This window comes from Actinoplanes sp. NPDC051513, from assembly GCF_044454685.1.
In the GTDB taxonomy this organism is placed as follows: Bacteria; Actinomycetota; Actinomycetes; order Mycobacteriales; family Micromonosporaceae; genus Actinoplanes.
In genome coordinates, this window is sequence record NZ_JBITDW010000059.1 from 1 (window position 1) to 10145 (window position 10145).

At 65.5% G+C, this 10145-nt stretch carries 7 protein-coding genes; 5 read left to right on the top strand and 2 right to left on the bottom strand.

Going from position 1 to position 10145, the window contains the following annotated elements:
• Positions 1 to 151: 151 nt before the first annotated feature.
• Positions 152 to 265 (bottom strand): LysR family transcriptional regulator, encoded by a 114-nt coding sequence (locus ACIA5D_RS51495; RefSeq protein WP_396038080.1) that lies wholly within the window; start codon positions 263 to 265, stop codon positions 152 to 154.
• A 187-nt stretch (positions 266 to 452) separates the two neighbouring features.
• Here ACIA5D_RS51495 and ACIA5D_RS51500 point away from each other — a divergent pair, with 187 nt between their 5' ends.
• Both ACIA5D_RS51500 and ACIA5D_RS51505 read left to right on the top strand, forming a co-directional pair.
• Entirely contained in the window at positions 453 to 3983 is a 3531-nt protein-coding gene (locus ACIA5D_RS51500) for a hypothetical protein (protein WP_396038081.1), read from the top strand.
• A gap of 251 nt (positions 3984 to 4234) precedes the next feature.
• Positions 4235 to 4993 carry a pentapeptide repeat-containing protein gene (locus tag ACIA5D_RS51505; RefSeq protein WP_396038082.1) on the top strand — a complete coding sequence of 253 codons (759 nt, stop codon included), beginning with the start codon at positions 4235 to 4237 and terminating at the stop codon, positions 4991 to 4993.
• A gap of 167 nt (positions 4994 to 5160) precedes the next feature.
• Here ACIA5D_RS51505 and ACIA5D_RS51510 read toward each other — a convergent pair whose 3' ends face one another.
• The gene (locus ACIA5D_RS51510) at positions 5161 to 5406 is read right to left on the bottom strand and encodes a hypothetical protein (protein ID WP_396038083.1); all 246 of its coding nucleotides are present in this window, start codon (positions 5404 to 5406) and stop codon (positions 5161 to 5163) included.
• A 294-nt stretch (positions 5407 to 5700) separates the two neighbouring features.
• On the opposite strand from ACIA5D_RS51510, the gene ACIA5D_RS51515 reads away from it, so the two are divergent.
• From ACIA5D_RS51515 to ACIA5D_RS51525, 3 genes are all read left to right on the top strand, one after another.
• Positions 5701 to 6864, top strand: a complete 1164-nt coding sequence (locus ACIA5D_RS51515; RefSeq protein ID WP_396038084.1) for a hypothetical protein — start codon at positions 5701 to 5703, stop codon at positions 6862 to 6864.
• A 487-nt stretch (positions 6865 to 7351) separates the two neighbouring features.
• Complete coding sequence (locus tag ACIA5D_RS51520; protein WP_396038086.1) at positions 7352 to 7702, top strand: hypothetical protein; 351 nt, start codon at positions 7352 to 7354, stop codon at positions 7700 to 7702.
• The gene (locus ACIA5D_RS51525; protein WP_396038087.1) at positions 7695 to 9899 is read left to right on the top strand and encodes a Clp protease N-terminal domain-containing protein; all 2205 of its coding nucleotides are present in this window, start codon (positions 7695 to 7697) and stop codon (positions 9897 to 9899) included. The genes ACIA5D_RS51520 and ACIA5D_RS51525 overlap by 8 nt, the downstream gene beginning before the upstream one ends.
• Positions 9900 to 10145 lie beyond the last annotated feature (246 nt).

Consider the following 10145-nt stretch of genomic DNA (forward strand, 5'->3'; position numbering starts at 1 on the left):
GCAGGGTTGATGATGTGGGGTGCGGTCATCGTGATGGTGCCTTTCGAGAGTGCTGTGGAAGGTTCACTCGAAAGATCACGCGATGACCGCGCTCTCCGTTCAGCCCGCAGACGGGCCGCCCGCTGATCACGCCGATCGCGTTACACCACTATCAGGGACGCCACTGCGCGGACTCCGCCAAAGCCGCACCGGCCGTGGTCAATACGACGCTACGCGTGTTGCGGGCCAGCAGGGCCGTACCGAGTTCCGCCTCCAATCGGCGCATCCCAGGGGAACGGCGGCGCCGCAAGACATCGGCGGCGATCGGCGGGGTCAGAGCCCTTACCCGCCGGGCGCTCCCGTGCGGCGAGCCACGGGCTCCTGCCCGCTCCTGCCCGCTCCTGCCCGCTCCTGCCCGACGAGCCACTAGGGACTCCGTGATTCATTGCCGGCCGTGCCATAGCGTCTAATCCATGGCTCGCCGCCGCATCGAGTACCAGGGAGACTTGGTCCCCTTCCTGGCAAGCGTCTTCTTCGGCTTCGCGATCAACATACTGACCGCGCAGACGAGCGGCTGGTGGGGACCTTTGCAGCCGATCACCCGGTACCCGTGGATCTGGGTGCCGGTCTGCCTGCTGGCGTGGGTTGGGTGGGAGGTGCGACGCCGCACGCGCAGCAAGCCGAGTTGGGCAGGATCGGACAGCCCCTATCCAGGCTTGGAGCCTTTCAGCGCTGCCCACACCTCGGTGTTCTTCGGCCGCGAAGAGGAGACCCGCGACCTTGTGATCATGCTGACGGGCTCGAGCTCCAACCACCAGCACCGGTTCGTAATGCTGGTCGGGCCGTCCGGAAGCGGGAAGTCATCCTTGATCCGAGCCGGGGTTCTGCCGCGGCTTCCGAGGAACTGGCAGGTGTACGGCCCGCTGCGGCTTGGCAGTGACCCGTTCGGCGGCTTGGCAGCCGTCTTGTGTGTTGGCGGCGATCGCGCGCACACTGCCCGACGGCTTCGCGACGACGCCCGCCGCGGCGGCGACCCCGCCCATCTTTTGGCGTTGATGCATCCTGAAATCGGGCGTGCGCTGCTGGTGGTCGACCAATGGGAAGATTTGTACACCCTGTGCGACGAGCCTGAGCGGGCTCTGTTCCTGCAACTGATGGCCGCGCTGCTGCGAGCGCATCCCGACGTCTATCTCCTTGCCGTGATGCGGCCCGAACACTATGCGGCCGCCGCCCGCGAGACCGCGCTACCCGCCGTCGTCTCGGTCCCGCTCGCCTCGCTGAAGCCGGGAGAGCTGCGGCAGGCCATCGAAGAGCCCGGGCGGGCGTCCGGGGTCTCGTTCGACGACGGACTCGTCAACACCATGGTGATCGAGTCAACCGCCCATGACAGCGACGCTCTCCCACTTCTGGGGCACCTGCTCCGGCAACTCCACGAGGACGCCGCCGATGACGTCATCACCACGGCGCAGTACAACGCAGCCGGACGAGTGGCCGGTGCCATCGCCCGCCACGCCGACCGCGTCTACCAGAGCCTCGTCAACACAACGCCGAAGGAGTCGGTCGACGATGTCCTGCTGCGCGCCGTCGGCGTGGAGGGCGATCGGACGATCCGCCGGTCGGTTCCCACGGCAGGCCTCGACGAGCCCTCCCGTCTGACGTTGAACACATTCCGCGACGCCAGACTCATGGTGGAGACCGACCGGCAGGGCTCGCTCGAATTCGCGCACGAAGCAGTACTTCGTGAGTGGCCCACGTTGCGCGGGTTGATCGACGCGCACTCCGAGCAACTGCGCCGCATTACGCTGCTGGAACAACGCGCCGCCGCCTGGCGCGGCAGTGACGAATCCGATGACTTGCTGCGAGGGGCAGCCTTGCAGCAGGCAGAAGCGTTGATCCGCACCATTCGGCCGACCTCGACGGTTCTCGAGTTCCTCAAGGAGTCCCGGGCGAGCTCGCAACAGGATCACGGTCGACGCGCGGATCAGGCAGCCGCGTGGGCGCAGCAACTCGAGCCGCAAGACCACGAGCTGGCGATCGCAGTAGCGTCCGCGGCAGTAACCGAGCTCGCGGCGACTGACGCAGCAGTGCTGACCCTGTGGGGCCTTCGCGCCGAGCCGGAGGTTGCGCGATTTTCCGTCGCGCACACTGCCCTCATCTGCTCGATGGTGTGGCTGCCGGACGGGCATCTTCGCACGCTCGACGAGACCGGCAAGGTGTGCACCTGGTCCGCCGGCCATCACGCTGAGGAAATGCGTCTGAGCGAACCGGGTCTGCGTGGACGCGGCACGTTGAGTGGGTGCGGCGGATACGTGCTCGGCGAGTCCGGACGGGGTTCGCTGGGATTGTGGCGTGTCGTGGACGGCGGCTATCTCGGTGGTCGTAACAGCGAGTACTCGAGCCTGGGGTTGGTGGCGTGGCGGCACGATCAGATGTTCGCAGCAAAAGACGGACCCAACAGGGTCGACCTTTTCGCGCTCGAGGAGTCCCAGCCCGTGCACCGCCACACGATCACGGGTAACCAAGTTGAGGCTCTTGCCTTCTCGCCATCGGGTGACTACTTCGGTGTGGCGGGCCCGGGCAAGGTGTTGATCTACCGCTCCGATGCTTGGTCGAAGCCGGCAGTGACCGTCAAGGTCCGAGGAGAGGTCACCAAGCTGGCATTCTCCCCTACCGGTGAACAGATCACCGTTCTACTCCGCAGACAATCCGGCCGGCTGATCGAAGGCCTGACCCTTGCTGTCTACGACTTCAGCGGCCGGCGGATCGCGGCGTGGCCTGCCGACGGTCTCAGAGAGGCGTTCGCTTGGGCCCCGGACGGTACCGCGATCGCCTATATGCAGACGGACAAGGACGACCGCTACGTTACGGTTCGGAGCACCACGGGCCCGCAGATGGTTCGACGTCCCAGGGAAGAGGTCTTGGACTTCCTGACGATGGCGGACGAGATGGCGTGGAGCGCCGACGGATCGATCGCCCTCGGAGGGCGAACCGGCAACCTCGCGGTCTGGTCGGTGGAGACCGGGGCGGTCGACTTGCTCCCGGGCGGGGCTTTGTGGCGAATCTCGTGGTCGGCTGACCGTTCCTGTCTCGCGCTGACCACGCATCGGCGACCTGTGCGGCTCGTCAACGCCGAGCGCATGTTGTGTGACCTTCCCGAGGACTCGGCCGGCGCCCGGGCACGATGGTCGCCGGCCGGCCCGGTCCTCGCTGTCGGCGAAGCCGGCGCAGTCAAGCTTTACGCCAGCGACGCAACGCTAGTCAATGCATTTGGCCACGGCGAAGGGATGCTAGGCGATTTCGCCTGGTCACCGGACGGAACGCGAATCGCACTGTCGCATTACGACTTCTTCGGAGAGCAGCCGACGGTCATTTCGGTCTGGGACACAACGACTGGAAAGCAGCTGAGCGTTATGGCCGACGACGCAGGCGCGAGCCATATTGTGTTTTGCCCCGATGGTCGCCGCCTGGCGGGTCCCGCGATGGGCGGAGTGTCCATCTGGGACAGTCACAGCGGGGAGGTCCTAAGCCGGTGGAACGTGACGGGAGGACCGGTATCCGCCCTTGCGTGGTCTGGCGACGGGCAACGGCTTGCCGCCGGGGTAGGGGAACAACTCCACATCTGGGATCCCGCATCGGCCGCGGGTGACACCCGATGTTTGGGGCTCAGCGGCGGCGTCGAAGGCCTGTGCTGGTCTCCGGACTCTGCCCTCATCGCCGGCGTGGACGGTCGACGGTTACGAGTGTGGGACAGCCGTGACGGCAAACCGATGCTCACCATCCGGTCACCCGATTTGGTGGCACATCAGGATCCGAACTCCCGGGTCATGGTTGGCCTGCAGTGGGACACCAAGCTGACAATGACCATGGCGGACGGCAGGGTCCTGGGGTGGTCGGTACCCGTTGACGGCCAGGCTCCGAGCACAAGTCCAGAAGGCGTTGAACGGTTAACAGCCGACGACCGGCAACGGTATGGCCTGCCGCCGGCAGGGTCGCAGGCGATCTGACCACCTCTAGTCTAGAGACAAGCAGGAAGCTCGCAGATGGATGCACGGGATCGCTTAAATGGTGTCGTGCCCAGCATCATGATCGGATCACCGCGGCCAGAGCCGCGTGGCGTAGCGGTACGCACGCCAGCGCATCACCTCAACCCACACAACTTCCGCTCCCTCGCCGCTCGACGCCCAGCAGGTCGCAGGTCGATTTGTGGCAGCGCTGGACGGCGATCGGCGGGCTCGTCTCCGTCTTGCTCGTGGCCATGGGACTCGTCCTGACCAATCAGGCCACCAACGAGCAGTTGAAGCTTGCCCGCAGCGATCAATCGGCAAAACGCTTCACAGATGCAGTTGGTCAATTAGGACAGGAAGACCAGCGGAAAGGCGACAAGCTGAGCATTCGAATGGGCGCCATCTACGCCCTTACCCGCCTGATGCAGGATTCTCCGGAATACCAGCCAGCGGTGGTCAACATTCTATCGGCCTTCGTCAACACTCACGGCCCCGCTATCGAGGAACCTGGTACAGCGATACCGCCGACAGCGGACGTCGAGGCAGCATTTATGGCCGTCGCACATCGGCCTGACGGACGTATTCCGATCCTTCCGGGGAGCTTCTCGGGAGTCCAGCTGACGGTGGCGGCGGCCCAATTACATGGGGCCTTCCTTGCGCGTGCCGATCTCTCCTCGGCATACCTGGTCTCAGCGGACTTGAGCGCCGCCGATCTCAACGGATCGGTGCTGACGGACGCCACCCTCGTTTTTGCCAATCTTTCAGGCGCCAACCTCACAGGCGCGAGGCTTCGTCGTTCATTATTAGGCAACGCTAACCTCGTTGGGTCAAACCTGTCGGGGGCTGACTTGATCGGTGCAAATATCGTCGGAGCGGATCTCTCTCGTACCAACGTGAAATCAGATCAGCTAATTTGCGTGAAGACAGACAAGCGGACACGGCTACCGGTCGGCGTTGCCCCTAAGTCTCAGATGAATACCCCGCTCTGCTCGGAAATGATGACGTCATAGGACGCGACTTGCCAACGCCCCACACAAGCTGACGCAGCGACGGTTACCGTAGGGCGAGGGCTACGCGACACAGCCACTAGAGCCGACCATCGATGGCACCAGCCAATTCTCGCAGCAGCGCGACCTCGACGACTTCGCCCCGCGTGTGCTCGGAATTGACATCCACCTCAAGGATCCACCGGATTTGTTCCCGCGATCCGAGGTGGTGACCGAGATCCGACGCCGGTGTCCAGACCTGAAGGCGGCCGATACCACGACAAATCAAGCCCACAGATCGGCATCACCGGAGGCCGACGTACGGCCCGGTCGCGCGATGCCTGCAGCCCGCCAAAGACCGCGCCCAGCACGTCGGCGACCACGCTAGCAGGATCCTCGCCACGATCGATCCGCACGACCATGGTCTCGATGGCCATGCCCGCCAGCTCGCACAGCAGCGCGTCGCCCGCTCGTACGACTCCACCGATGGCAATCCGGATGTGCTCCCTGTGGTTGATGATCTATGACCGGCCAGCGAACGCGTCGCTCGATGGCGCATCCTGGGTGGGCGCGTTGGCGGACCATCATGCCGCAATGTCCGCCAACGCGCCGCACCCTCGGCTCCGGTCAGGCCGACGGGCAGCGACTGGACAGACCTTCACCGGCGTGCCGCGGAATCAGTGACGCGCACTGCAAGGTACCGTCACGGCAGGCGATCCTGGGGAGGCGCCATGGCGAAGTGGACGGCAGCGAGCGGAGCTAGGTTCGCGCGTCAGGCGCGCGCCGAGACTGTCGCGCACATGGAAACTGCCGCCGTCGCGCGGGAGCTGCGCAGCCAGAAGCTGACGCGGGCCTACGAGGTACACGCCACGAACTTCCGGAGCCGGGAAGCGGCGCGCATCATGCTGTTCGGGGGTCTGGGCTACCGCCCGCCCTACCCCGACAGTTGGGCCGACGCCGCCGACGTGCTGACCCGCGACGACACCCGTCATCTCGCCGTCGCGGACCTTTACGTCGTGGCGCCGCCGATGTGTGACGTGGTGATCGCCGCCGCGCAGAGCCTCACCGTCGAAGACCTGCAGCTCCTCGACGAGGAGGATCTGCCCAGCCCGGCCGGTCTGCTGGTGCTGCCGTATCCAGTGATAGTGAGAAGCGCCGGCGGTGATCTGGGCGACGATCGCGCGTTCTGCTGGCACAGTCCCGCCACGTTCGCCATACCTGATCAGGAGGCCGACGACGGCCTGCGGGCACGGCCGGGAGTGCGGATCTCCACTTATCACGACACCCACGGGCCGGTCCGACCAGACTCGTTTCGTCAGCTCCTCGCGGAGGCCCGGCGGCAGGGCATTCCCCTGCCGCCGCTGTTGCTGGACGGGAGCAAGACGTTGTGCTTCCGAGCGACCGACGCCGACCCCGAGGCGCCGGCCCGGCTCGCTGAGGCGGCCAGGAAGGTTGATGGCGCCTACAGGCGCGCCGCAGAGTTCCAGGGCCACACCGAGGAACACGTGGTCGGCGAGTACGTGTCCGGCAGCGAGATCCACGATGCGGATGGCACGTTCGTCATGCGGTTTCTGTACGCGTTCTGGCGGCTGTGTGAGCAGCGCATCGCGGCGGTGGAGCATACCGAGACGGGCCACGCCGCCCGCCTGGCCGCTGAGAAGTCAGGCATGCCCGCCGACGTGCGTGTGGTCCGGCTGCGGCGGCGCGACGTGACGGCAGCCGGGGAGCCGACGCCGCGCGCCTGGCAGCACCGCTGGATGGTCAAGGTGCACAAGGTCCGCCAGTGGTATCCGAGCGAAGGCCGCCACAAGGTGATCTACCGCGGCCCGTATGTGAAGGGACCGGCCGACATGCCGCTACTCGGTGGGGACACCGTGAGGGCACTCGTTCGCTGACTGCGGCGGCTCGCCCAAGTAGCCGCCGTCATGATCGAAGCGGGTCGGCGCCATCGACCGCTGTTGCGCACCCGTCCGCTGATCCGGCCGAACAGGATCGCCGTGGTCGCTCGACCTAGTGCTGCCGATCGCCGTTCTCGTCCTGATCACCGATGGGCGACGCGCTCGAAAAGATCGACTCGCCGTGCGGCAATCCTTGAGGTCACTCAGTCGTCGTCGGCAAGCCAGCCAACTTAGCGGAACCTGATCTGGCGCGACACAGCCGTACGCGCCGACCAGCGGCCCGAGCCAAACCATCGCCTGGCTCCGCGCGCCTGACCTCCTCCGACATCTGTCCGCGCGACCACTACGGAGGAAGCCCAGTCCATAGTGCGGCCCATCATGGACCAACAGGAGCAGGTTTACACGTCCTGCAAGTAGACGGTCAGGTTTTAAGAGCCGCTGCTCAGCCCATGACCTGGGATCGAGGCGACGCTATGGTGCGGCCATGGAGATGTCCTTGCGCCTGGCTGGGGAGCCCGAGGAGCTGTTATCGCTGGAGGCGGCGCTGCGAACCGAGCCAGGCGTGCGAGGCAGTCGGCTCGGCCGGGTCGTCCGCGACTCTCGTCCCGGTGAGCAAGGCCCTACCACGGACGCTTTGACCTGGGCCTCCGACAACAAGGAGCTGCTGGGCGGCCTGACCGCCGCTCTCGCCGCATGGCTGACGAGCCGTCGGACCCGGATCATCATTATCTCGGGTGACACGAAAGTCGAGGTCAACTCGACGAATGTCCCCGACCCCGAAGCCCTCGCTCTCACGTTGCTGGAAGCCACGCGGGGGCACCGCGACGATGTTTGAGCGTACGACCGACCCCGCCCGCCAGGTAGGCGTCGCAGCGCAGGAAGAGGCCCGGGCGCACAATCACCCCTACATCGGCCCTGAGCATCTCCTACTGGCCCTGATCCGGGACAGGAGATGCAGGGCCGCCTTCGTTCTCCGTGCCGTCGGAGTCTCGCTGGACAGACTCCGCGACCAGATTGACAAGGTCATCGGCATGGGCGTCCAGAAGCCGACCGGGCACATCCCGTTTTCGCCCGCGTCCCGCAAGGTGTACGAACTGGCGTTACATGAGGCGTTGCGGTTCCACCACAACCACATCGGCACCGAGCACCTCCTGCTGGGCGTGATGCAGGAGGGCGAGAATGCCGGCGCCGTGATGTTGAGGCAGTTCGGTGCCGAGCTGGAGGCGCTTCGCCGACAGGTCCCCAACGTCTCCCAGCAGGTGAGCGAAGGGCTGACGGAGGCCGACGCCGGGAGCGTGCTTCAGAGGTTGGGAAGTTTCCTCTCCGAGTCGTCGAGGCCGCTCCACCGCGAGAAAGAGATCGAGCAGCTGGTGCGGGTACTCACCCGCCGCAAGAGACGAAACCCGATCCTGGTCGGCGAATCGGGTGTCGGCAAGTCGACGATCATCGACGGACTGGCTCAGTCGATTCTCGCGAATCAAGTGCCACCCAGCTTGGCGGGCCACCGGATCTTTGCGGTCAATCAGGCGCGCCTGCTGGAGAACGTACAGGATCGTACAGAGCTCGACAGCCGTCTCAACGAATTGCTCGCAGCGCTGCGCGCGGACAAGGTCATTCTGTTCTTCGACGACGTGCAGCGGCTCTCGCGGATCACCGTACTCGGCGCGCAGGTAGGTGATGCTCTTGGCCACTTCATCGCCGCCGAGCGCCTCGTGATCACTGCTACCACACCTGCGAGGTTCCGCCAGCTTCTCGAGCAAGACATGGTGGTGGAGGGCGACTGTCAGGTCATTGACATCAGCGAGCCAGCAGCCGAGCAGGCCGTGGAGATGCTCAAGCACGTACGGGAACGCATCGAGGCCCACTATCGCCTGGGGATCACTGATGACGGGATCGCCGCGGCCGTCGCTATGGCGCGGCGCCATCGACCCGATCGGGCGTTGCCGGGCGCGGCGATCGACATCGTGGACGATACCGCGGCAATGCTGACTGTCGAGCAGACGCTACCGCGCCCCGACCTGCCACCCGACCTCGGGAATCACAACGCTTCCATCGCCAAGATGCGGCGCCATAAGGAGGCGGCAATTGACGCGCAGGAGGTCGACGCTGCGCGTCAATTCCAGGAAGCTGAGAATCGGCTGCTCGAGAGCCGGCAGGAGTGGGTGCGGCGCTGGCAAGCCGGCGACATCGAGATGCTTTACGAGGTCGACGAGGGTGCGGTCGCGAAGATGCTTGGTGTAGATCTCCCCGCTGAAGAAGCTCCGCAACGGCTCAACGTCCCGACCACATCAGCCGTGCAGACCCCGGACAGAAACAGGTCCACGGCGGTGTTGGTCGGCGCCGGGTCGTTTACCGACACCCGCCTGCCAGCACTGCCCGCCGTCCCACGAAACCTGCGAGATCTGAGGCGAGCGCTGACCTCCGATAACGGGATGTTCAACGCCTCACGGGTGCACGTCTTCGACCGAGTTAGTCACACCGACCTGACCGCGATCAGTCGGCTGACGCGCACCACCGACGACACACTGCTGATCTACTACACCGGGCACGGGCTCAACGAGAATGACGACCTCTACCTTGCCTACGCCGACACCGACCGAGACGAGCCGCAGCTTACGGGACTGCCCTACCAGCATTTGCGCTACCTTGTCGGCGCCAGCCCAGCACGCCGTTGCATCGTCATTCTTGACTGCTGCTACTCCGGCAAGGTCATCGAGTGGATGAACAGCGGAGACCAGACGCCGACAGGTGAACTGGACATCAGGGGCACGTATGTCCTGACTGCGACCGGGACGAGCCAGAAGGCCATCGCGCCGGTCGGGGAACGGCATACGGCCTTTACCGGGGCTCTCCTTCGGCTGTTGGCCCAGGGTCTCGACAATGCCGGCGAGTTCCTCCACGTCGCCGACATCTACCCGCGCCTGGCGGCGGAGTTGAGGTCTCGCAGACTGCCCGAACCCAGGCAACGCCCGGTCGACTCAATCAGCTCGCTCGCCATCGCGCGAAACCCAGCATGGAATGGACCCGCCTAGGAACGGCACAGTCCGACGGCACAAGTCCACATCTGGGATCCCAGCTCAACCGCGGGTGCAACCCGCTGTGTGGGGCTTATCGCCGGTATATCCCCTTGCTCGACTCTGCGACTGGCCCAGGCAAGCTACGCCCTCGCGATGTCGGTACTAGCCCTGCCAGGCCGGCCGCGGCCCGGTGGGAGACGTGCACCCGTAGCTGGTGATAAGCGCTGGTCATCAGCGTCTCGACGTCGGCGGCCTGTCCAC